We start from the raw sequence: 22,597 nt of genomic DNA, 5'->3' as shown, positions 1-22,597 counted from the left end.
TGGCGTCAAAACCGGGAGGCATTATTCAGATCCACCCGTGCATCGGCCTGCGCCAACAGACTGCGCACCTCATCATCACTCACCTGATGGAAATCCTCATACCAGAAGCCGAGTGCCCCAAAGGCAACCGGCGCGATCACAAAGACCAGATCATCGGCAATGTCACCCAACTCTTGCACTGTACTGAGCGGAATGACCGGCGCAGCCACCACCACTCGCGCCGCCTGCTGCGCCCGCACCAGATCAATCGCCGCCCGCATCGTCGCCCCGGTGGCGATCCCATCATCCACGAGGATGACCGTGCGCCCCGCCACAGACGGGGGCGGACGGTCGCCTCGGTAGGCAGTCCGACGCCGGGCCAGCTCCTGGGCTTCGTAGGCGACAATCTGGGTGATGACAGATTGCGGAATATGAAGGGATACAATCACATCCTGGTTAAAGACCTGCACGCCACCCTCGCCGATGGCCCCCAGCGCTAACTCCTGTTGATGGGGTACCCCCAACTTACGCACCAGCGCCAGATCCAGCGGTGCGCGCAGCGCATAGGCAATCTCGACGGCCACCGGTACGCCACCACGCGGCAGCGCCAATACCAACGGATCTGCGTGACCAGCATAAGGCATCAAACATGTCGCTAGAGCACGTCCCGCAGCAGTACGGTTGAGAAAGCGTTGCTCGCTGCCACCTTGGGTCGGATGTGGTTGCTGCTTTTTCATCGCGCCACTCCTGGGGTAGACAGACCCGCAGATCACGCGAGGCTTTGAGTGGAGATGTTGTTGAGGAAGTCGGTAACTACTATCCAAGTATAACACCCCTATGCGTTAGCTTGCGGGAATATGTCGCTACGGAGAGTAGTTACATCTTCGCCTCTGATGCGGCTTTTTTCTCATATTTTGGCAGCTTCGCCGCCAAAATATGAGAAAAAGAGGATTTGGGGCTTCAGCCCCATAAAACCGACTTGAGTCAAGGACAACCACGCCCTCCGTGGGTATGCTAGAGCAAAGAGCATCTATACTCACGGGAGAACATTCCATGTCCAAAACCCTACGCCTCATTCACCGCTGGCTGGCTCCGGTCTTTATCGTCGTGATGATCGCCGTCATCAGTACCCAAGGCAACGCGGTGGGGCTGATCCTCCAACGCATCCAACAGGTCATGGTGGTCATCTTCGCCCTGACTGGCCTCTATCTCTTCACCTACCCCCTCTGGGTTAAGTCGCGGCGCGCCAAGCAGCGCGTGAATGCAGCGCGCCAGGCGCGTTCCTAACCTAGCTTCCGCGAAGCTTAGCCCTCATCAACCCGCGCTGCCAACCCGGTGGGATCAAGGATCTCGATGCGACGGCGGTTGACCGTGATCAACCCGGCATCCACCAGGTTGCGTAGCGCACGGTTGAGCACATCGGGCACGGTTCCGATCTGGGCCGCCAGTTCAGATTGGGTTGCCCAGCGCTGACGCTCGATACGCCCATCCTGCGCCTGGGCTAAGATCATACGTGCCAGCCGCGCCTCCACCGAGCGAAAAGCCAGATCCTCAACCAAGTTGGAGAGGTAGAGGATGCGCGTGGCGAGGCTACGGATCAGTGCCTGCGCCAATGCGGGATACTGGGCGCTCATTGACAGAATAACCGAGCCAGGAATACACCAGATCTGGCATGGTTCAAGCGCGATCAGACTCGCCTGCGTCGGTGCCCCAGCAAGGATCGCCACATCATTCAGCGTCGCACCTGGCCCAAAGGTCGCGACCGTCTGCTCGCGCCCATTCGCTGCACTCTTCACCGCCTTCAGCCAGCCCTTCTCCACCAGATACAACGCATCCAATGGCTCCCCAGCCAAAAAAACCACCTCGCGTGCTGCATAGTGGATTCGGCGTGCCGTCTGAGCAATGGCGGATTGAATATGTGGTTCAAGATCGGCAAAGAGCGGGGCGGCGGCGATAGTTGCCGTTGCCGAAGTGGTCGTGTTAGGCATACACCTACCGAAATTCCCAGAAGTTGAATTTCCCAAGGCTTGAATCTTATCACATGGAAGGTGGCGATGCGCCACAAGGGGTGTGTCGTCCTAGGGCATGGGCAACGTCGCCTCCGGTGGGAGGGCGGGGGCGGCGCAGCCGCCCCCCCAAAATGGAGTTTGGGGCACACAGCCCCAAGGACGTTGCCCATGCCCTAGCGGAAACGCGGCTTGGGATGGTGTACAATGAAATTCCATCAGATACTGTTACCGAGGGGTGTCTTGTGGAAGCACACAGCCTCATCTTAGTTGTGGATGACCAACCCCGAAGCCAGATGGCACTTGCCAGCCTGCTTGAACCGGAGGGATATCGTTTGGCGTTTGCGTCATCTGGGCCGGAGGCATTGGCGCAGATGCGCTTGATTGCGCCTGACCTGATTCTGCTCGATGTGATGATGCCGGATATGGATGGCTTTGAGGTGTGTGAGCGTATCCGTGCCGATCCGGCCTTTGCGACGATCCCGGTGGTGATGGTGACTGCGCTTGACGATCATGATTCGTTGTTGCGGGGTATTCAGTCGGGGGCGGATGATTTTGTCACCAAGCCCTTCAACCGCACCGAACTGCGGGCGCGAATTCGCACGATTACCCGGCTGAACCGCTTCCGCACCCTGCTTGACGAGCAACGAACCGTCAATAGTGAACGGGCGCAGTTCCTCTGGGCGATTGAACGTTCCGAGGATGGCTATCTATTGCTCGACCATGAGGGATGCCCACTCGATGGTAATCTTCAGGCGTGGCGCTACTTGGGATTTGATGAACGCCCAGAGTCGCGGTCGCATGAACCCTTCTTGCGCACCATACAGCGTCTCTATCAGTATGAACCGGCTGAACGTTGGGCCAACTGGCCCAACGCTACGAACCAACCCCGCTATCTAGTGCGCCCCGAAGGTCGCCACGCGGCGCTTTGGCTCCAGGTTGATCTGCTCGATCTTCCTGAGGGTATGACGGGAAGCCGCTTGGTTCATATGCGTGATGTGACCCTGAAGATCAATGTTCAGCGTCATATGTGGACCTTCCACAGCTTTGTTTCACACAAACTGCGTACTCCGCTTACCAGTTTGCTGGGTGGCATGTGGCTGATTCACCAGCGTCGTAATCAGTTTGAGCCAGAAATGGCAATGTTGGTTACCACGGCCTATGGTGGCATACAGCAACTCAAGGAAGTGGTAGATGATATTTTCCGCTACCTTGATCTGCCCATGATGGTAAGCCATGGCCAGGGGATGCCGTTGACCGAATTGCCGGGCGTTGTCATCCCGTTGGGGCAGGAGGTGGGTGTTGAGAATCTGCACCTCGTGACGGATCTGGGTTCGGGATCGGCCATGCTGCGGGTGAGTCGGAATACCATCGAGCTATTGCTGACCGAACTACTGGAGAATGCGCGTAAATTCCACCCCCACAAACAGCCAGTGGTTGATGTGCTCCTTCAGCGCCAGCATGATCGGCTGATGATCCGGGTGACGGATAATGGGGTCACGCTCTCAGCAAGTCAACTCCGTACCATCTGGCAGCCCTACCAGCAGATTGATGACGAATTTACTGGCCAGATCCCTGGTGTTGGTCTGGGGTTACCCACGATCAACCAGATCTGTCTTTCGGTGGGCGGCAGGTGCCGCATAAATAACCGTCCCGATGGGCCGGGTATCGCGGTCGAATTGGAATTACCGTTAGATGAGTAGGGGCGAAGCATCGCCCTCCATGTGGTAGGGGAACCCGAACGAGGTTGGCGGGCGATGCTTCGCCCCTACGGGATGATCGGGGAACCCGAACGAGGTTGGCGGGCGATGCTTCGCCCCTACGGGATGATCGGGGAACCCGAACGAGGTTGGCGGGCGATGCTTCGCTCCTACGGGATGATCGGGAAACTTGGCGATGATGGGGGACTCTTACCCCAAGTGTGAACAATTACCGTGGGTGTTGGTATTGATAATGATGAACGATCATGACCGAAGAGATGTGGTAGCGGTACCGCCACTTCTTGAACAACAGATGGCTACGCTGCTGCAAGACTACGCAGCGATCAGTGAGCGTGAACGCCTCTTGCGTTTGGTGATAGATGCGGCACCAGATGCCATGATGATCGCTGATGCCGATGAACATGTGTTGACATGGAATGCGGCGGCAGAGCGGATGTTTGGCTACTTGGCTGCGGAGGTGATGGGCCAGCCCTTGAATCGGCTGATCGCCACCCGCGATGCCTCCATTTACTTCAGCCTGATTGCGGATCAACGTCAAGGTCCGGCATTGGATGCGACGATAGAGGTGCATGCGCGTCGCCGTGATGGCAGTGAGTTTCCGGCCCAGTTTGTGTTGGCGACGTGGCGTTCGCTCCAGGGCGAATACTTCACCTGTGTGGTTCGTGATATCACTGAGCGGCAGCAAAATCAGGCTGCGCGGCGCGCCATGGAGCCTGGTACTGAGCTAGAACGAGTAGCCCAACTCAAAAATGAGTTCCTGGCCAATATGTCCCACGAACTACGCACCCCACTCAATACTATTCTGTCGCTCACCGAGGCGGTGAGTGAGGGGGTCTATGGTTTGCTCAATGATCGCCAACAGCAGGTGCTTGATGTGGTCACCGAGAGTGGCCAACATCTGTTGGGGATCGTGAATGATATTCTGGATATGATAAAGATCGAAGCTGGGAAGATCGAATTACAGATCGAACCAGTTGAAATTGACGAAATCTGTGCAGCGAGTATTCGCATGGTGCGCCAGATCGCGTATGCCAAACGTATTCAGATCAGGAGCGAGATCGATCCTCAAGTCGAATTGGTTGAGGCAGATCCACGCCGCCTGAAACAGATTCTGGTCAATCTACTCTCCAATGCGGTCAAGTTTACCCCTGAGGGTGGGCGAGTCATATTGGAGGTACGGGGAGATCCAGTGGCCCAGTTGCTCTATCTGCGGGTCGAAGATACTGGGATCGGGATCTCCCGTGCCGATCTACCTCGGCTCTTCCGCCCCTTTGTGCAACTCGATACCCGTTTAAGCCGCCGTCATGAGGGTGCCGGGCTGGGCTTGGCCTTGGTTGCTCATCTGACCGAACTGCACAATGGTGGAGTGCATATTCAGAGCACCCTTGGGGTGGGGAGTTGTTTTACCCTCATGCTGCCCTGGAACCTGCCAGCGGTAACTGACATTGAGCCGCTCTTCGCTCCCGATAGCCTGGAGCAGCCGCTTCTGTTGCTGGCTGAGGATCATGAGGTCATTCTCTATACCATGGTGAACTATCTGACGGCCTATGGCTACCGCGTACATGTGGCACGCAATGGCCTGGAAGCTGTGGATATGGTACGAAAGCTGCGCCCACAATGTATTCTGATGGATCTGCATATGCCGGTTATGGATGGGTGTGAGGCTATACGGAAGATTCGGGCTGAACGCAGTATCAGTACAACACCGATTATTGCCATGACGGCATTGTCTATCGAAGGCGATCTTGAACGCTGCCTCGAAGTGGGGGCTAATGGGTATGTGAGTAAACCAGTGACATTTCATCGTTTGGTCGCACAGATCGAACAAGTACGTCGTTAGTGTTATACTCATAGTTCCCACTCCTTTCCTTGGAGGGAACGAAGGAGGGCAGTGCATCTGATATGTGCATTGTGTCCCCATTACCCAATAATCATTTGGGGAGTCCAGTGATGCCCTTTCATGCCCATTCGATCTCACCACAAATAGCGGCTATTCGTATGCGCTATATTCAGCAACTCGAAGATCGCGCCCAGGCTATCTCAGCCCTGTGGCAGCATGGCATTGCTGATGGACTTTCATCCGATCAGATCACGTCGCTCTATGCGCAGGCGCATACCCTGGCTGGATCAGCCGGAAGTTTCAATCTGCCTGAAGTGAGTGAGGTTGCCACCCATCTTGAAAATCTGTTTGCCCATCTGAATGCCACGGGTGTCCAGAACATGCCGTCTGAGATGCAGGCGATGATCACTGTGGCGATTACGCAACTCATTGATGTGGCCCATCAGGTGGGTGATCTCCCGATTGAGGTACAAGATCCGTTGCCAATCGCCATTCCGGTACGCAAACAAGAACAGACGCCGGTGCTGATTGTCGAGGATGATGTGGTTGTCGGGGAGCATCTTGCTCTTCAGTTGGAGCATTTTGGCTACTGTGCGATGGTTGTTCAACAGCTTGATGATCTTGAGCAGGCGGTGCGCACCCACCATCCGGCGGCAATCATTCTGGATATCGTCTTTCCTGAAGGCGATCTGGCTGGCCCGCAACGGATAGCAACGCTGCTTGATCCTACGCTGAGTGTTCCGGTTGTCTTTGTCTCCCAGCGCAATGATTTTGAGGCCCGCCTGTGGGCCTTGCGTGCCGGGGGCCGCGCCTATCTCACCAAGCCCTCCGATGTGGATGCGCTTGTGATGGTGCTCGATGGCCTCACGGGAGCCTTTATTCCTGAACCCTACCGCGTGCTGATTCTGGATGATTCGCGCCTGATGAGTAGCCTCTATGCGGCGATGCTGGAGGAGGCGGGAATGCTCACCATGGTGCTGAATGATCCAGCCGAGGTGATGTTTGCCCTCCACGAGTTTCAGCCCGATCTACTGCTGTTGGATATGTATATGCCGATCTGTACTGGCCCGGAGGTTGCCGCAATTATTCGCCAGCAGACCGAGTTTGTGAGCTTGCCCATCGTCTTCTTGTCGGGCGAACAGGATCGCGATCATCAACTGGCCGCCCTTGATCAGGGCGGCGATGACTTCCTGACCAAGCCGATCACTGCACCGCAACTCGTCTCCGCCGTGACCAGCCGCGCCCGCCGTGGGCGGGCCATGCGCGCCCAACTCACCCGCGATGGCCTGACGGGACTCTTCACCCATGCCTCGATCAAGGAACAGTTGGTACGTGAAATCATGCGTGCCCAACGCTATGAACAGATCTTATCGGTGGCTATGATTGATATTGATCATTTTAAGCAGATTAATGATCACTATGGCCATGCGGCAGGAGATCGGGTGCTCAAAGGGTTGGCTCGCTTGCTCCACCAACGCCTCCGCATGAGTGATACGATTGGGCGCTATGGCGGCGAAGAGTTTCTACTCATCTTCCCGCAAACTGATGGCCCAACGGCGTTACGGGTGTTGGATGATGCGCGTGCTCGCTTTGCGATGATCGGTCATCAATTTGGTAAGAAAGAGGTTACGATCACGTTTAGTGGTGGCATCGCAGCATTGCGCCGGGGTGATGATCCGCGTACCCTGCTCGCAATCGCCGATGATGCACTCTATACCGCCAAACGGGCGGGCCGTAACCAGATTATTTGCGCACCACGCCACCCACGTTCAACCAGCAAAATGGTGGGTGATACGTAAGCACAAGGGTTGGTGGTGTTTTGCTGGTGTTGGAGATCTCGTTATGACTACTACAAACCATCGCATTCTGATCGTTGATGATACCCCCCTCAACCTGAAGATGGTCAGTGCGGCGTTGGCACCGGGGGGCTATCAGATCGAAACGGCGACAAGTGGCCAAATGGCGCTGGATCGTGCGGTCTCCTTTCGTCCCGATCTCTTCATCCTTGATGTGATGATGCCCGATATTGATGGCTATGAAGTGTGTCGTCGTCTACGTCGGATGTCTGCCTTTGCCCAGCATCCGATTCTGATGCTGACGGCCAATGATAGCCTGGAAGAGCGGGTGCGTGGCTTGGAGGCCGGGGCTGATGACTATATGAGCAAACCCTTCCAGCCAATTGAACTCCAAGCACGGGTGAAGGCGCTCTTGCGCCGTATGTCGGTGGCTACGGCTCCGCCACTAGCATTGGTTCGTAATGAGACGCTGGCCTTCTTCTCGTTGCGCGGTGGGGTGGGGATCTCGACCCTGGCAACCAACTTGGCAGTCGGTTTGGCCCAGATCTGGGGTGAGCCGGTGGCGCTGGTGGATCTGGCCTTTATTAGTGGCCAGAGTGCGTTGATGCTCAACTTGCCACTGCGTACCACTTGGGGTGATCTGGCGACGCCTCCGATCTATGAGATTGACTATGATCTCTTGCAGCAGGTGTTGATGCCCCACAGTAGTGGGGTGCATGTCTTGGCGTCCGCTGCTCGCCCGGAGCAGAGCGAACTGATCACGGCTGAGAAGGTAGCGCATGTCTTGAGTATCCTGCGCCAACACTACTCCTATGTGGTGCTTGATCTGCCACATGATTTTAGTGCGACGACCCTAACAGGTTTGGATAGTGCCAATACTGTATTGCTGGTACTCGCCCCGGAAATCGCTTCGGTGCGGGCTACCGCATGTGCCTTAGATGTCTTTGTAAAGCTTGATTATGCCCCGGATAAGCTGCTGCTGCTGCTCAATACGACCGTTGAGCAGGGTGGCTTAGTGCGCAAAGATATTGAACTGGCGCTCCATCACCCAATCGCCCAAGCCCTCCCCTATGCAGCCGAAGCCTATCTGAGTGCGCTCAATCGTGGTGTTCCGCCGGTGCTGGATCAGCCCAACAAACCGTTGGGGGCCATTCTCGAACGTTGGGCCTTCCATCTGAGTCGTGAGGCACAGCGGATGCAACGCCCCGCGACGCCGACTCCAGCATGGCAGCGGGTGGCTCAGTCCAATTATGCTCGTAAGACCCGCTAGATCTGCTGTGGCGCATCGAAGGAGTTCGCTATGCCAATATTACCTCCTCCTATCCCTAATGAGCCGGAGCGCCAAGCCGCGCTGGAGAGTTATCAGATCCTTGATACTCCCGCCGAGCATGCCTTTGATGAGATTGTGCATCTGGCTGCAGCAATCTGCGAAACACCGATGGCCTTAGTCTCGTTGGTTGATGCGCAACGGGTTTGGTTCAAGGCACGGGTGGGGATTGAAGACCCTGAGTGTATGCGTGAGATTGGCTTTTGCTCCTTCGCGATTACGCAGCCTGATATTCCGCTGGTGGTGTCCGATACGCAACAAGACCCGCGCTTTGCCGATAACCCCTTGGTTACTGAGACTCCCAATATTCGCTTCTATGCTGGTGTGCCCCTGGTCACACCTGAGGGTCTTCCGCTAGGAACGCTCTGTGTGCTCGATCATGTTCCACGCCAACTTACAGCGACGCAGTACCAGACCCTCGATGTGCTGGGGAATCAGGTGGTCATGCAATTGGAGCAGCGGCGTCAGATTCGCACCCTCCACGAGATGGTCGAGGCGCGAATTGCGAGTGAGGCGCGGGCGCAACATCTGGCTGCGGAGGCCCAACAACAGGCGCGGATGTTGGCTCTGCTCGATCATGTGCGGACTGCAGTGGCGCACGAGATGGATGTAAGTGCCGCCATTCGTACCATTGTTTCGGCTAGCTATGAAGCTTTTGATTATGACCATATTAGTATCTACTTGTGCCATGACGATCAACTGGTTCTAGAGTATCAAGCGGGTGAACCGCATCTCAATACGCATGTCTCGATTAGTGAGGGCGGAATGGGCCAGGTGGTGCGGGTTGGCTCACCGCTCTTTCTGCTCAATGACCAGGCACCGGATGCTGACCACACCAAAGCTCAGATCTGTGTGCCCATCCGCTCCCTTGATCAGGTTTTGGGTGTTATCAATATCGAGTGTACGAAACCCCATAAATTGGGTAATGCTGATTATGATCTCCTCAGTGCGCTTGCTGATCACCTTGCAGTGATGATGGAACGCACCCAACTCTATCAAGAACAACAACGTACCGTCAGTGAAACGCTCCTCCTCAACCGGGTCATTTCGGCTACTATGTCGAACGATGTCACCACCGTACTGAATGTGGTCTGCCGTGAGTTAGCGGGTGCCTTTAATGTGCCGCAGGTTGCATGTGCGTTGCTTGATGAAGATGAACTGAACTTGAAGGTGGTGAGTGAGTTCTGTGTCCCTGGGCGGCCCTCTGGAATGGGAGCGATCATTCCTAAGGTTGGCAATGCGTTGGTCGAGGAGGTCTTTCATACTCGTTCTCCCGTCCAGATTAATAATATCCATACTGATCCGCGTGCAATGGTGAGTGCAGATCTTTTTGAACGCCGTGGCACCGCTGCTATTCTGGTCTTGCCGGTACTCATTCGTGATACCGTGGTGGGGACGATAGGGATTGATGCGCTTGAGCCGCACACCTTTACGCCCGAAGAGATCGAGTTGGCTCAAGCAGTGATCTGGGCGGCAGGGCAGGCGCTGGCGAATGTGCAACTCACCAATGCGCTCCAGCAAGAATTGGCCGAACGCTCACGGACTGAGGCCGCGCTGCGTGAGAGTACAATCCAGATCTCACGGATCTTGGAGAGTATTACCGATGCCTTCTTTGCGGTGGATGCCAATTGGCGCTTTACCTATGTCAATCAGGAATCGGAACGCCTCCTTGGGAAGCCGCGTGACCAACTGATTGGTCACGATTTTTGGTCAATCTTCCCCAAACCGTTGGGCCTAGATATGGAACCTAACCATCGCTATGCGCTCAAGACCCAAACCACGCTCCAGTTTGAAACCTATACACCTCAGTATAAGCGCTGGTTTGAAGTCCGCGATTATCCCTCGCCCGATGGCTTGGCGATCTATCTGCGTGACATAACGGTACAGAAGCATACCCACCTGGAGTTGGTGGAGGCGAAGGAGGCGGCTGAAGCAGCGACTCGCGCTAAGTCCGATTTCCTCGCCACCATGAGCCACGAGATCCGTACCCCTATGAATGCCGTGATCGGCATGACCGGGCTGCTCCTCGATACGCCGCTCAATGCAGAACAGCGCGACTTTGTCGAGACGATTCGTAATAGCGGTGATGCACTCTTAACTATCATCAACGATATCCTCGACTTCTCGAAGATCGAGTCGGGTAAGTTTGAACTCGAACAGCAACCCTTCGATCTGCGTGACTGCCTCGAAGCTGCGCTCGATCTGGTCTCGGCGCGCGCCGCCGAAAAGCAGATTGATCTGGCCTACATGATTGCGCGCAGTGTGCCCCAGGCAATCGAGGGCGATGTGACCCGTGTGCGCCAGATCCTGGTCAACCTTCTGGCGAATGCGGTCAAGTTCACTCCGGCTGGTGAGGTGGTGGTGATGATCGAGGGTCGGCGTATCCGCGATCAACTCTTCGAGGTGCATATTGCGGTGCGCGATACCGGGATCGGTATTCCCGCCGACCGCCTAAATCGGCTCTTCAAAGCCTTTAGCCAGGTTGATGCTTCGACTACTCGCCAGTATGGTGGGACGGGTCTTGGTCTGGCGATCAGCCAACGCCTGTGTGCGCTGATGGGTGGCCGCATGTGGGTCGAGAGTAGTGTTGGGGTGGGCAGCACCTTCCACTTTACCCTCATTGCCCCCGCCGCCGAAGCCCCACCCCGCCTCGACCTGCGCGGTGCCGTCCCCGAACTTACTGGTAAGCACCTGCTGGTGGTTGATGATAACGAGACCAATCGCCGCATCCTGACGACCCAGGCTGAGTCGTGGGGGATGCGGGTGCATGTCTTTGCCTCTGGCCCCCAAGCCCTAGAGTGGTTGGCGATTCAGAACGAGGCGGTTGATATTGCGATTCTTGATATGCAGATGCCTGGAATGGATGGCTCGCAATTGGCCGAGATGATCCATTCCACTCCTGCTACCTCCGATATTCCTCTTATTTTGCTTACCTCGCTTGGACGCCGGATTGAGGATATCGCAAATGGTAACTTTGCCACCAGCATCACCAAGCCGATCAAGGCCGCCCAACTCTACCAGACCTTGCTGGCCATTTTAGGCAAACGGGTGACCGAACAACAGCCTACCTTGCCCTTAGTAACCGCATATGATACAACTATGGCAGAACGTCTGCCATTGCGCATTCTGCTGGCCGAAGATAATGTCGTCAATCAGAAGGTTGCCACCAAGACTTTAGCCAAACTCGGCTACCGTACCGATGTGGCTGCGAATGGTCTGGAGGTGCTCGATGCGCTTGCCCGTCAACGCTACGATGTGGTTCTGATGGATGTCCAGATGCCGGAGTTGGATGGGTTGGGTGCTTCGCGACGTATTCGCAACGAAGTGCCTACGGCACGCCAGCCGCGCATTATTGCCATGACGGCCAATGCCATGCAGAGTGATCGCGATCTCTGTATCGCCGCAGGAATGGACGACTATATCAGTAAACCAGTGCGGATCGAGGAGTTGGTGGCGGCACTTAGTCGCGGTCGGGTAATACTCAATCCGCAAGCCAATACACCAGATCAACCGGCGCGTGCGTCTACGGTTGATGTCCATGTGTTGGAAGAACTTCAGTCGAGTTTGGGCGATGGTAGCCCTACGATTGTGGTTGATCTGATCGATCTCTTTCTCGAAGATCTACCGCTCCAGATCCGAACGTTCCAGGATGGAATCCAGACAGGTGATGTGATGTCGGTCAAGCGGGCCGTGCATACAATCAAGGCGAGTGCCGCGACGGTTGGTGCCAACCAACTGGCCAATCTGAGTGCCGAACTTGAACATTTGACCCAACTGGGCGATCTGAACGAAGTTGCTACCCACAAAGCGCAACTCATCGCCGCATGTGAGCAGATGCGTGCAGACCTATTGACGCTGCGCTCACGTTTTACGGTTGATGAAATACCTACCTAGACCGGAGATTACGTGCTTTCATCTAATGATCTACCACCACCTGATGAAGGTGTGAGCCAGCGTGAATATACGCTGCTGCGCAACGAATTGAACGAGGCCCATGTCCAGAACCGCAGCCTGCGTCGCCAACTTGAGAAGGCGTTAGCTGCGGTTACCGAGGCGCAACGGGCACATGCCAAGATGGTCAACACCCTCTCGGAGACGATGCGCGAGAATATGGTACTCACCAACGACCGTGATATGTGGCGTCATCGTGCGCAACGTCTCGCGGCTGGCCTGACTGCCGAGCCTGAACATGATCCCCACCTTGATCTGACGCGGCTATCTGGCCATCTCAGCGAAGATGAGATCAATGCGATCCGTAAGGCGATGGCCCGCCTCCATCATCCAGATGTGGGCGGGAATCCTGATCGTATGAAGGCATGGAATGCCACGCTGGATCGCCTTATGCACTAGGCTGGCCTCACAACGTCTTTCCCCCTGCACCACGAACGGTAAGTCTACGAACCAACCGCCCGTTCCTTCAGCCCGCGATTACGGCTAGGCACAAAGCAGTTATGTGGTTCTTCAGCCGCCTCATGTGCCGACCAGAAATCCGAGGCGAGGTTGTTCAGCCGAGTAATCGGTGGGGCAGTACTGATCGTTGGTGCTTCTTCAGTACTGATGTGATAGTTCAATTGAAGTTCGCGCAGTAGTTCATGGATCAACTGAATTTGATCAACCGGGGGGAGTTGACGTACATCACGGCGGATCTCTTCAAGCGTTGCCATCACACACCTCCTCTTGATTCCTGGTGGTTTGTCAAGGTTCGATTCTATATACGCGCAGCCTACCCCTGGGTGTTGGGTTGCATGACGCTGTGTGTCAAAAACGTGGGTGATGGCAACGATGAGTAGCCGTGAACCGTATTATACGACGTGGATCTAAAAAAAGATAGGGGTGAAAAAACTCACCCCAAATGGGCTTGCCTCCCCCGAAGCTTTCTAGTGAAAAAGAGGATATCGAGCGCGGCTCAACCAGTACGTTGAGGGCTACCGCCCTCAACGTACTGGTTGGGCTCTACCAATCACCAGCATAATCGGGGAAATAGGGTGCGGCCTGATAGGCTTGGTAGGCCCACTGAAGTTCGGCCAACTGGCGTAGGTGGAGCAGATCGTGGCCGGCCCAGGCAGTCAGGAAATCTCCGGTGCGCAGATCATGCAGATGCGGGTCGCTACAGCGCAAGCCCCAGTCGGGCGTATTCAGGTTACGTAGCCACTCAATAGATTGGCGGCGTTCAGTCAGCCATGCTTCGAGTACCTCTTCCGGGTTACGATCCTGGTAGTGGCGGGCGGTTACCCACCCCAACGGATCAATCGGGGGGAATGCTTCACCCGGATGGTTCAGGGTGTAATCAATTCGCACCCGAAAATCCTCGCACTCCTCGTCGTACAGGTGGCAGAGCACCTCTAATGCCGACCAAGCATCAGGGCCGGGGCGCCAGCGTAGTTGCTCGGCGCTCATGTCTTGGATCATGGCGACAATTAAAGGCGCACTCAGTTCCATGCGGTTGATGTAGTAGTCGGTGTTCATGATCGTTCCTCCTGCTTGGCAGATCGCACGGTACGACAAGCGGACTTATCCTCCTCGGCGGCGTTTGGCGGCGAGGAGGCTCTCTATCGAATCGGCGGATGGCGGCGCAGGTGGCGCGGATGGCGGCGCTGCCTGCACAGGTGGCGGAGTTGCTACGACCGGCGGTATGGGTGGTGGCGGGCTGCTTGGACGGCGGGTGCGTGCCCGCGCTGCTTGGAGGCGGGCCATGCCGACATCATCGGCATGAACGGGGACTGGAACCGGGCGACGAATGATGTGTGGGAGATGTTCGCGCCGCAGGAAGAGCCGCCGCAGGGCGATGTCGAAGGGTAACAGGGCCAGTGCCAACCAGATCAGTGGCAAGGCGATCTCGCGCACCTGGCCAACCCGTTGGTCGGTGGGGCTAAAGAGGCTCTCAGCGGGTGGGTTGATTCGGCCTCCCGTGAGTGTGGCTAGATCATTGAGGAGGGCCGGATCACTGCGGCGTAGCCCATATTCTGGCGAGTAGCTCACCACTAACCCCCCGCTGGCAGATCCCAACGGTTGACCGTCGCCATCGAGCGCAACCACCCTGGCCAGATAGGCTCCGGGGATCTCTGCTGCCGTGACGGCGCGGTAGTGTCCGGGGCCAACCTGGGTGAAACTCAGGCTGGTTGATTCTCCGGCGGGATCAACCAACTGGCCCACAATCTCGGCCCCAGTCTGAGGCACGCGATCATTCCCACTGATGTAGAGGTTCAGAATCGCCTGTGGCCCATCGCTCATGCTCTCCAGGCTCAACACTTCATTGCTGATCGGCGGTAAGAGCGCATCAATCATCCCCGTGGCCAGCGTGGGGAACTCGCTCCAGGTGATCAGATCCTTGGCCCATTGCCCCTTCAGGTCACTTGTCCAAGCTAAGGTGCGCCCTAACCCATACTGCCAGACGGCCAGAATCGGTGAGCCATCGGGGGCAACCAGCAGGGTACGTGCCGAATCGCGGGGTGTCGTGGCGTTATAGCCATACAGTGCGGGCAACGCCGACAGATCGCGCACTGGCGGTGCGGCCAGCGCCACCGCCGGGGTAAAGGTCTCTTCCACCAGATCGCGCTTGGCTACCCGCACCGTCTCGGCGAGGAAGATCTGGGGTACATCGGCTGCGCCCGACACTCGGTAGTAGGCACCACCACCGCGTTGGGCAATCGCCTGCAAGAGCGGGTTGGTCTGATCGCCCACCGCCACAATCGTGATCGTTACCCCATCAGCACGCATCTGATCAATCAGATCGGCATAATTATCATCGGCCTGCCCGTCGGTGAGCAGAATGACATGGCGGATCTTGGCATCAACGCTACGCATCGCATCGGCAGCCAGCGCGATCCCACTGCGGATGTTCGTCCCGCCCCCTTCACTCACGCCACTCAGCACGGTCTCAATCTGAACAATATCGGGCAGCTTCTGCATCTCCAGCACGGTTTGGGCCTGCTCATCAAAGACAAAGACACCGAGTTGGTCGTTGGTATCCAGGCCCAGAGTCGCCTGATAGACCGCCTCTTTCGCCAGATCGAGGCGGGTACGGGTGCCACTCACAATATCCATCATGCTGCCACTACGATCAATCACCAGCGCGAGGCCCAAATCGGGGCGCTCGTCGCGGTTGGGGGGATCGAGTTCCACCGGCAGCGCCGGAGCGAGTGGGGAGCGTCGCCAGCCTCCCGCCCCAAACGACTCGCTGCCGCCGATCATCGCGAGGCTGCCCCCGTGGTCGCGCACATAGCTAAGCAGCGCACTTTGGACACTACTACTCACCTGCAACTCCGGTACATCCACCAGCACCACGGCGGCATAGTCACGCAAGCGCACCTGATCGGCGGGGATCTGGTTGGGAAGGATCGCGTCAACCCGCAACCCAGCCGCGAGTAGCACCGCTTGGAGCGGTGCTGCGCGTTCGGGCAGCGTAGCCACCAAGAGGATACGCGGTGGCCCTTCGACCAGCGTAAAGGCGGCGGCGCGATTGTTGAGCGGTTGGGTATCGGCGGGAGCCTCGATACGCGCCTCAAAGCGGCGGAATCCGGCGGCTCCAGATGGGACATCCAGCACGAAATCGCTGGAGCCAACAGGTAGATCGATCTCTTGTGTGGCAATGAGTTGCCCATCGCCAAAGACGGTGATCGTGGCGGGGCCAGCGACACTACTCTGGACGCGCAGGCGCAACGGGATGCGCTGGTTCTCCCGTGCCGAGGCGGGGGTCAGTAGGGTTGTCAGCATCACATCTGCGCCATCCGCACCGGTGAGCGGGACGACCTCAATCGGCACCCCGCGCAGCGCGGCGAGGCGTGCAGCATCGGCGGCGCGCCCCGTATTTTCACCGCCATCAGAGAGCAGCACGAGGCGTTTTTGAGCATCGGCAGGGAGCAGCGCCAACCCCAGTTGGATCGCGGCGGCAATATCGGTGCGCCCCCCCGGCACCAGCGAGGTGAAGCGCGTCAGTGGGGTGGCGGGGGCGGGGGCACGCTCCACCGCCGCTGTCCCGGCAAAGACTACCACCCCAGCTTGATCGTCGGGTTGGGCGCTGGCGTATGCGGTATTGAGATACTCCAGCGCTTGCTGGCGCAGCGCCGGAGCGAAAGAATCACTCCCATCAACCAGAAAGATGACGGCAGTCTCTTGCACTGCTCGCACGATCTGGGTACCCGCTAGAGCTAAGATCAGCGCCAGCAGCATCACACTGCGTAGCAGCAGGAGCAGGCCATAGCGCACTCGGCCCAAGCGGGCCAGATTCATCCGCCGGGTAAGCCATGCCAGCCCCCACAGAAGCGGAAGAAGTAGCAGCGCCCAGAGCGCTGATGGCGTGATGAATGAGAGCATCATGTCTCATACTGTAGCACTCAAAAGGGGTGTGCGCAAAGGGGTGTGCGCAAAATTGCGCCACCATGCTCGCTCCACACATTGTCGGGTTTCCCCATCGGCCCGTAGGGGCGAAGCATCGCCCTCCATGTAGTTCGGCGAACCCGAACGAGGTTGGCGGGCGATGCTTCGCCCCTACCTGATGCATGGGGGGCGATTGTGAAGAGAGGTTACGGCTGACTTACCAATTGTTCATTGGTCATCAAGATGGTGATCTCGTTCTTCTGCTCGGCATCGGTATAGATCTGATTGAGCCAGGACATAAAGGTCTCGGTAAATGCCTGCTGGCCGGCCATTGTGCCCAGCAGATCAGAGCTATCGAGCGGGCGCACTTCGGGCGGATCAATCACCTGGATGATATGCCAGCCGAAGTCGGTCTGGACGAGGCGGATCTCGTCTTTTTGCATACTAAAGACCGCAGCATCGAATGGCTCGACGAACATGCCGCGCCCAGCCCAACCAAGATCGCCACCATTCTCTTTCGAGCCGGGGTCTTCCGACTTTTCGGCAGCGATTTGGGCGAAGTCGGCACCGCCTTGGAGTTGGGTCAGCAAGGCTTCTGCTTCAGCCTTACGGGCCTCAACGGTCTCTTCGGTGGTACTGAGCAGGATGTGGCGCGCATGCACCTGCTCCATCGTGGTGTGGCTGAGTACCATCTTATCAATCAGCATGTTGCGCTCAATCACGACGCGCATCGCCTCTTCGGACTCGATCTGGTTGGCGGCGAGCATGGCAGCAAACTCTTCCTCGCTCGCGACACTGCCCTTAATCGCCGCGATTTCAGCATCAAGCTCGCTGGCATCCACCGTCACGCCTTCGATCTCGGCTTGGCGGAGCAACAGTTCTACTTGAATCAGTTGCTTCAGCACTGCGCTGGGATCATCACCGGGCTGGTAGGTGCGTACAAAGTCGCCACGAGTAATGGCGGTATCACCAATTTGAGCTACGGGTTCGGTACTGGTTACGTCACCGATGGCTTGCGGCAAGGGTAGGGCGGTGGGCAGGTTGGAGGTCGGCAAGCTAACAGCGGGGTTATTCACCGCTGGCGTGGCTGCCGCCGGTGGCATCACCGTGGCAACAACCCCACCACCAATAGCGAGTAAGAGCAGGAGTGAACCGATCAGAACCAGGAGGCGGCGGTTACCTGCACTCCCACTACGTAGCGGCTCATCCCGATAGTCTTCAGTGTCGGATAGTCTCTGGTCATCTGGCTCAGTCGAGTGCGTCTCGTGCGCATCGCTGGAGTGCGGGTCGGTCACCGTTCTCTCCTCGTGGGTATGGATGGATCCGTGCGGGTATCGTACCATATTCTGCGCGGGCATGGCCAATATTGCTCATCGCTTACGCTTGGACTACAATCAGCACCATGCACGCATCTTGAAGAAGGAGAACCTCTATGCCAGCCACCTGGAATCTTCCCGAATATTTGGAGCGCAAGCGCGAATTAGTGGATGCCTACCGCGAGCAACTGCGCGCCTCCGATGCTGGCCCGACGCCCCTGCGCGCCTCGGTGACGGTCGCGGCAGGCTCCGGGGTGCGCCCGATCCGCATCCGGGATCATATGGTGGTCACCGATGCCGGGGCGGTGTTGGGCGGGTATGGCCTGGGGCCGAGTGCGCCCGAATTGCTCCTGGGGGCGTTGGCGAGTTGTCTGGCTCATTCCGCAATGGTGATCGCCGCTGACCGAGGGGTGGTCTTTGAGCAGTTTGAGGTGGAAGTGACGGGCCAACTCGATTATCGAGGCACTCTCGATGTGACCCCGGAGGCGCTGGTGCCACCGAGCAATATCGGCTATACGCTGCGCTTCGTTGGGGCGGTGGATGATGCTGAGATGGCCTTTATCCAGAGCGAGATTGCCCGCCTCTGCCCGGTGTTGCTGGCGCTGACCACCCCGCTTCAGGTGGCGGGGCGGGTCGAACGAGTTGGCTAGGGGGTTGCATGCCTATCCACAATCCTGAGCGCCTCTTGTCACTGATCCTCGATCTCCACGCCCAGATTCGTGCCGCCGTGATCGATTCGTGCGAACGCAGCGCGGTGGACGATCTGGCCGATGTGGTCGAGGATGACCAGGCGGGTGATACCATCTACGCGATTGATCGGGTCAGCGAGGAGTTGTTGGTCGAGTTCTTCGCCCAACGGGTGGCTCCCACGTGGCCGCTGGTGCTGGTCGCCGAGGGTCTCCCCGGCGGCTACGTGGTGTTGCCCCACGGCAGCGACGCGGCGGCAGCCCAGATTCGGGTGCTAGTTGATCCGATTGATGGCACCCGTGGCCTCATGTACCAGAAGCGCAGCGCCTGGATTCTCACCGGCATCGCGCCCAATCGTGGCCCCGCGACGCGCCTCTCCGACATTGCCTTGGCGGTACAGACCGAGATCCCGCTGGTGAAGCAACATCTCAGCGACCAACTCTGGGCCTTTGCCGATGGCCCGCTGCATGCGGTACGCTTCAACCGCCTTACTGACACCCAGAGTCCGATTCGGCTCCGCCCCTCGCGGGCGAGCAGCATTGCCCACGGCTTCGCCATGATCAGCCGCTTCTTCCCCGGAGCACGCGAGGAACTGGCCGCGATTGACGAGGCACTCATCCGCGCCACGCTCGGCCCCCCGCAGCCGGGTAAGGCCCACTGCTTTGAGGATCAATACATCTCTAGCGCCGGTCAACTCTACGAACTGATCGCCGGTCATGATCGCTTTGTGGCCGACCTGCGCCCGCTGCTCGATCAGCACCTCGCCCAGCGCGGCGAAGCCTTGGGGATCTGCTGCCATCCCTACGATCTAGCGACGATCATGCTCGCCTATAAGGCCGGGGTCATCCTGACCGATGAGCGCGGGGCGACTCTGGATGCCCCGCTGGATACCGAGAGTGATGTGGGCTGGATCGGCTACGCCAACCCCAGTATCCAGGCCCAGATCGAGCCAGCGTTGCAGCAGGTGTTGATCGAGCGCGGGATAAGGGGTTGACGGTATTTTGACGCAAAGACGCCAAGGCGCAAAGCTTTCTGAATTTGTATTGCTTTGTGGCTCTCCGTCTTTGTGTCAAAATCTGTGCGCTCATCCCCCCTTGACACATCCTCTTTTCTCTTGTATCGTATATTCATTAAATGAGTAATCAAAAGGTGAATGTATGGCACGCAGCACCGCCTTCCGCCTCACCGCCCGCCCAACATGGCGGTTCAGCAATCTCGCGCCGCTCGGCCTGATGCTTGCCAGCCTGCCGATTCTGGCCTACCTGCTCTTCCCCATCCTGGCGATCATCTTCCGGGTGGATCTGCGTGTTATGCTTGAGCACCTCGTGGCCCGCGAGGTGAGCCAAGCGATCAGCCTGAGTCTATTCACATCGGCGTGGAGTACCGCGCTGAGTTTGCTCTTCGGAACCCCCCTGGCCTATCTGTTAGCGCGGTATCAGTTTCGCGGGCGCAGTCTCATTGACACGCTGATTGATTTACCGATGGTATTGCCGCCCTCGGTGGCGGGTATCGCCCTGCTCATGGCCTTTGGGCGGCGCGGCATGCTCGGTTCCTGGCTCAACGATATCGGGATTAGCCTCGCCTTCACCACCGTGGCGGTGGTCTTGGCGCAGGTCTTTGTGTCGGCCCCCTTCTATATCAAGACGGCGATCTCGGCCTTTGCGGGCGTCGAGCGCGAGCTTGAATATGCAGCCGAGATTGATGGCGCGAGTCCGTGGCAGGTCTTTCGCTATATGACCGTACCGCTGGCGTGGCCCGTTCTCTTGGGTGGATTGGTGATGAGCTGGGCGCGGGCGTTGGGTGAATTTGGGGCCACGATCATCTTTGCGGGCAACTTCCCCGGTCGCACCCAAACCATGCCGCTCGCCATCTACCTCGGCTTTGAACTCGATCTCAATCTTGCGCTGACCCTAGCCATGATCATGCTGGTGGTCTCCTTTGGGGTGCTCTGGCTGGTCAAGGCGATCTTGCGTCAGCGCGTGTAGTCCGTAGGTACCTGTTCACACTTGGGGTAAACCGAAGCATTTGGTTGACGCAAAGACGCAAAGGTTGTAATTAGAACTTCTAGTAAAAGCTCTGCGCCTTGGCGTCTTTGCGTCAAAACCGGGATGTGAGGAGAAGTGTGAACAATTACCGTAGCTCTAGCAAGGGAGGTTCGTATGTCCCAACGGCGCACCCTGTTCGTGCTCATGGCCCTGTTCGCGCTCCTGCTGAGTGCCTGTGGCCAGGCAACGCCCGCCGCCCCAAGCCCTAGTGCTGAAGCCAGCACCGCCCCCATCGTGGCGACCACAACCACCCTCAACGTCTTTGCGGCGGCCTCGCTCACCACAGCCTTTCAGGAGATCGCCACCGCATTTGAAGCCGCCAATCCTGGGGTAACGGTCGTCTATAACTTTGCTGGGTCGCAACAATTGGCGAACCAGATCAACGAAGGTGCCCCAGCGGATGTCTTTGCGTCGGCCAATCTCAAGCAGATGGATGTGGTCATCGCGAGTGGCATGGTCGCCAGTGGCCAGGAGCAGAACTTTGCCCAGAACCAGTTAGTGCTGATTCTGCCCAAGGAGAATCCGGCGGCAGTACAGACCTTGGCTGATCTGACCAAGCCGGGCCTCAAATTGGTCTTGGCCGATAAGGCCACTCCGATTGGTCAGTATACGCTCGATGTTCTGAGCAAGGCGAGCGAACTACCTGAATATGGCGCAACCTATGCTGAGGCCGTATTGGCCAATGTGGTCTCTTACGAGGATGATGTGCGCAGCGTGCTGACCAAGGTGCGGCTAGGGGAGGCCGACGCCGGGATTCTCTATACGACTGATGCGGCGTTGGCGGCGGATGAGTTGGTACAGATCAGCATCCCTGAGACGATCAATTCGATTGCGACCTATCCGATTGCCCCACTCGCCAAGAGCGCTGCTCCCGAAGTAGCGCAGGCGTTTGTGGATTTTGTCCGTTCGGCGGAAGGGCAGGCGATTTTGGTTACGTATGGGTTTCTCTCATATTGAATCTGCACATGTCTCCAACCAGGCCAGCATGGTTTCGATCTGGCTCTGCCGGAACTCATGGATGAGATCTGGCTCCGCACTGGCTGGCAGCGCCGCCAGCCAATCGCCACAGGTTGCCTGTTGTGTAGCGATAAGCCGTTGAGCCACCTCGCGCCCCGCCTGCTGGGCGAAGTAGAGCTTAATCGGGAACTCGCGCTGAAAGTTGCGCCCGTGCATTACGGGGCTATTGACCCATTCGGTATAGTGTTGCACACCATACGCGGTGAGTTGGAAGATCTTCCGTGGCGGGCGGGTTCCCTGTTCTTCGATGCTGCTGCTCAGGTAGCCTTCCTCCTCAAGGCGGATGAGTTCGGCATAGAGTTGGTTCTGCTTCAAGCCCCAAGCTAACCCCATCCCTTCGCTGGCTTGCATGCGCTGGTAGATTTCGTAGCCATGCAACGGCTCTTGGCGCATAAAACCGAGTATGCCCAGTTCAAAGGTGAGTGGTTGTTTCTGCATTGGCATTAGCTATAATCCTTTCGGTAAACTCCTTGGGGCTGCGCCCCAAACCTCTTTTTTTGTTGGTGTTGGGCGACGAAGCCGCCCCCAAATCCCCACCGGAGGAACG

Annotated in this window: 19 protein-coding genes; 12 read left to right on the top strand and 7 right to left on the bottom strand. The window is 57.6% G+C overall.

The features are described 5' to 3' along the window. Positions 1-5 precede the first annotated feature (5 nt). Positions 6-716, bottom strand: coding sequence for a phosphoribosyltransferase (locus tag EKD03_RS01300; RefSeq protein ID WP_129626514.1), 711 nt, complete (start codon positions 714-716; stop codon positions 6-8). Positions 717-1,032: 316 nt separating this feature from the next. Between EKD03_RS01300 and EKD03_RS01295 the strand changes: the two genes are divergently transcribed. After that, entirely contained in the window at positions 1,033-1,266 is a 234-nt protein-coding gene (locus EKD03_RS01295; protein ID WP_129626512.1) for a hypothetical protein, read from the top strand. Positions 1,267-1,283: 17 nt separating this feature from the next. Here EKD03_RS01295 and EKD03_RS01290 read toward each other — a convergent pair whose 3' ends face one another. Then, entirely contained in the window at positions 1,284-1,967 is a 684-nt protein-coding gene (locus tag EKD03_RS01290; protein ID WP_129626510.1) for a Crp/Fnr family transcriptional regulator, read from the bottom strand. Between the two features lie 263 nt (positions 1,968-2,230). On the opposite strand from EKD03_RS01290, the gene EKD03_RS01285 reads away from it, so the two are divergent. The 7 genes from EKD03_RS01285 (at position 2,231) to EKD03_RS01260 (ending at position 13,019) form a co-directional block, all read left to right on the top strand. Beyond that, positions 2,231-3,688 (top strand): response regulator, encoded by a 1,458-nt coding sequence (locus EKD03_RS01285; RefSeq protein ID WP_161569152.1) that lies wholly within the window; start codon positions 2,231-2,233, stop codon positions 3,686-3,688. A gap of 54 nt (positions 3,689-3,742) precedes the next feature. Beyond that, a complete protein-coding gene (locus EKD03_RS18330; RefSeq protein ID WP_161569151.1) occupies positions 3,743-3,910 on the top strand; it encodes a hypothetical protein in 168 nt (55 codons plus the stop codon). A gap of 28 nt (positions 3,911-3,938) precedes the next feature. Then, entirely contained in the window at positions 3,939-5,546 is a 1,608-nt protein-coding gene (locus EKD03_RS01280; RefSeq protein ID WP_161569150.1) for an ATP-binding response regulator, read from the top strand. Between the two features lie 110 nt (positions 5,547-5,656). Further along, the gene (locus tag EKD03_RS01275) at positions 5,657-7,345 is read left to right on the top strand and encodes a diguanylate cyclase (RefSeq protein ID WP_161569149.1); all 1,689 of its coding nucleotides are present in this window, start codon (positions 5,657-5,659) and stop codon (positions 7,343-7,345) included. Between the two features lie 43 nt (positions 7,346-7,388). Beyond that, positions 7,389-8,612: a CpaE/TadZ family protein gene (locus EKD03_RS01270; protein WP_129626502.1), complete on the top strand. Its 1,224-nt coding sequence runs from the start codon at positions 7,389-7,391 to the stop codon at positions 8,610-8,612. Positions 8,613-8,642: 30 nt separating this feature from the next. Next, complete coding sequence (locus EKD03_RS18665) at positions 8,643-12,563, top strand: response regulator (protein WP_129626500.1); 3,921 nt, start codon at positions 8,643-8,645, stop codon at positions 12,561-12,563. 12 nt (positions 12,564-12,575) lie between these two features. Further along, a complete protein-coding gene (locus tag EKD03_RS01260; protein ID WP_129626498.1) occupies positions 12,576-13,019 on the top strand; it encodes a hypothetical protein in 444 nt (147 codons plus the stop codon). 44 nt (positions 13,020-13,063) lie between these two features. Here EKD03_RS01260 and EKD03_RS01255 read toward each other — a convergent pair whose 3' ends face one another. The 4 genes from EKD03_RS01255 to EKD03_RS01240 all read right to left on the bottom strand — a co-directional run bounded on the left by EKD03_RS01255 (position 13,064) and on the right by EKD03_RS01240 (position 18,280). Beyond that, positions 13,064-13,333: a hypothetical protein gene (locus EKD03_RS01255; RefSeq protein ID WP_129626496.1), complete on the bottom strand. Its 270-nt coding sequence runs from the start codon at positions 13,331-13,333 to the stop codon at positions 13,064-13,066. A 289-nt stretch (positions 13,334-13,622) separates the two neighbouring features. Further along, positions 13,623-14,135, bottom strand: a complete 513-nt coding sequence (locus tag EKD03_RS01250; protein WP_129626494.1) for a DinB family protein — start codon at positions 14,133-14,135, stop codon at positions 13,623-13,625. 45 nt (positions 14,136-14,180) lie between these two features. After that, positions 14,181-16,985, bottom strand: coding sequence for a VWA domain-containing protein (locus EKD03_RS01245; RefSeq protein WP_129626492.1), 2,805 nt, complete (start codon positions 16,983-16,985; stop codon positions 14,181-14,183). 206 nt (positions 16,986-17,191) lie between these two features. After that, a complete protein-coding gene (locus EKD03_RS01240; RefSeq protein ID WP_161569148.1) occupies positions 17,192-18,280 on the bottom strand; it encodes a peptidylprolyl isomerase in 1,089 nt (362 codons plus the stop codon). A 137-nt stretch (positions 18,281-18,417) separates the two neighbouring features. Between EKD03_RS01240 and EKD03_RS01235 the strand changes: the two genes are divergently transcribed. From EKD03_RS01235 to modA, 4 genes are all read left to right on the top strand, one after another. Beyond that, positions 18,418-18,951, top strand: coding sequence for an OsmC family protein (locus tag EKD03_RS01235; RefSeq protein ID WP_238613286.1), 534 nt, complete (start codon positions 18,418-18,420; stop codon positions 18,949-18,951). Positions 18,952-18,959: 8 nt separating this feature from the next. Beyond that, positions 18,960-19,982 carry an inositol monophosphatase gene (locus tag EKD03_RS01230; RefSeq protein WP_129626488.1) on the top strand — a complete coding sequence of 341 codons (1,023 nt, stop codon included), beginning with the start codon at positions 18,960-18,962 and terminating at the stop codon, positions 19,980-19,982. A 163-nt stretch (positions 19,983-20,145) separates the two neighbouring features. Further along, the gene (locus EKD03_RS01225) at positions 20,146-20,973 is read left to right on the top strand and encodes an ABC transporter permease (RefSeq protein WP_129626486.1); all 828 of its coding nucleotides are present in this window, start codon (positions 20,146-20,148) and stop codon (positions 20,971-20,973) included. A 174-nt stretch (positions 20,974-21,147) separates the two neighbouring features. Then, the gene (gene modA, locus EKD03_RS01220) at positions 21,148-21,990 is read left to right on the top strand and encodes a molybdate ABC transporter substrate-binding protein (protein WP_129626484.1); all 843 of its coding nucleotides are present in this window, start codon (positions 21,148-21,150) and stop codon (positions 21,988-21,990) included. On the opposite strand, the gene EKD03_RS01215 is transcribed toward modA, so the two are convergent. Beyond that, positions 21,982-22,494 carry a PadR family transcriptional regulator gene (locus EKD03_RS01215; RefSeq protein WP_129626482.1) on the bottom strand — a complete coding sequence of 171 codons (513 nt, stop codon included), beginning with the start codon at positions 22,492-22,494 and terminating at the stop codon, positions 21,982-21,984. The two genes, modA and EKD03_RS01215, sit on opposite strands and share 9 nt — an antisense overlap. Positions 22,495-22,597: the final 103 nt, after the last annotated feature.

This window comes from Candidatus Oscillochloris fontis (assembly GCF_004138135.1).
Taxonomy (GTDB): Bacteria; Chloroflexota; Chloroflexia; order Chloroflexales; family Chloroflexaceae; genus Oscillochloris; species Oscillochloris fontis.
The sequence above is the reverse complement of the archived record's forward strand: the minus strand, read 5'-3'. Positions and strand labels throughout refer to the sequence as shown.